The organism is Vibrio sp. Vb0304, from assembly GCF_033338995.1.
In the GTDB taxonomy this organism is placed as follows: domain Bacteria; phylum Pseudomonadota; class Gammaproteobacteria; order Enterobacterales; family Vibrionaceae; genus Vibrio; species Vibrio alginolyticus.
This window is the reverse complement of record NZ_JAWOTT010000256.1, coordinates 1-1,160: the sequence shown is the minus strand read 5'-3', so window position 1 is coordinate 1,160 and position 1,160 is coordinate 1. Positions and strand designations below refer to the sequence as shown.

The following is a 1,160-nucleotide window of genomic DNA, read 5'->3' as shown; positions in this document are numbered from 1 at the left end:
TCACAGGCAACGACGTCAACTCCACCCAGCCCTCCCATTCAGCGAGCTCTGGGAACACATTGCGACTAGCGAGACAAATCATGACAACTTCAAACCGATCTTCGGAACTGGTCTATCAATTAAATGATCGTCCACCACTGCCACAAACGATTTTTGCTGCACTTCAGCATTTATTGGCGATGTTCGTTGCGGTGATTACACCTTCATTAATCATTTGCCAATCTTTGGGCGTTCCGGCCGATCAAACCAACACCATTATCAGCATGTCGCTGTTTGCATCTGGTGTTTCTTCCTTTATCCAAATCCGTACCTTTGGCCCTGTCGGCTCCGGCTTGCTATCGGTGCAAGGCACCAGCTTTAACTTTTTGGGTCCAATCATCGGTGCGGGTTTATCACTCAAAGCAGGTGGCGCGGACATCAGCACCATGATGGCGGCCATTTTCGGTACGATTTTAGTCGCCTCTTTTGCCGAGATCTTACTGTCTCGTGTGCTTGAGCATGCACGTCGCATCATCACACCTCTCGTCTCTGGCATTGTCGTAACTCTGATTGGCCTGACGCTGATCCAAGTTGGCTTGGTTTCTATGGGTGGAGGCTATGCTGCAATGGGCGACGGTACTTTTGGTAGCTTAGACAAACTGGCGCTCGCTGGTACCGTACTTGGGTTAATTGTGATTTTGAATCGTTCTAAAAACCCATACATTCGCGTGGCTTCGATCGTGATTGCCATGCTAGTTGGCTATGTAATGGCATACTTCATGGGTATGGTCGACACCTCAAAATTGGGGGAAACCAACCTCGTTGCGCTACCGATTCCGATGCAGTACGGCTTGTCATTTGACTGGTCACTGTTTATCCCTCTCGTGCTGATTTTCTTTATCACGGCGTTGGAAGCGATCGGCGACATTACCGCAACGTCTGAAGTATCTGGCGAGCCAGTTAAAGGCCCTATTTACATGAAGCGTATCAAAGGTGGGGTATTAGCGGACGGTCTGAACTCGGCTATCGCTGCGGTATTCAACAGCTTTCCAAACTCTACTTTCAGTCAAAACAACGGCATTATCATGCTAACGGGCGTCGCAAGCCGGTACGTGGGTTACTTTATCTCGGGCATGTTAGTGATTCTTGGTCTATTCCCGGGCGTGGCCAGTTTTGTTCAG

1 protein-coding gene is annotated in these 1,160 nt (G+C 49.3%); it reads left to right on the top strand.

Going from position 1 to position 1,160, the window contains the following annotated elements:
* Positions 1-80: 80 nt before the first annotated feature.
* The coding region (locus R7P35_RS25445; protein ID WP_318093182.1) for a uracil-xanthine permease family protein at positions 81-1,160 on the top strand (1,080 nt) is incomplete at its 3' end.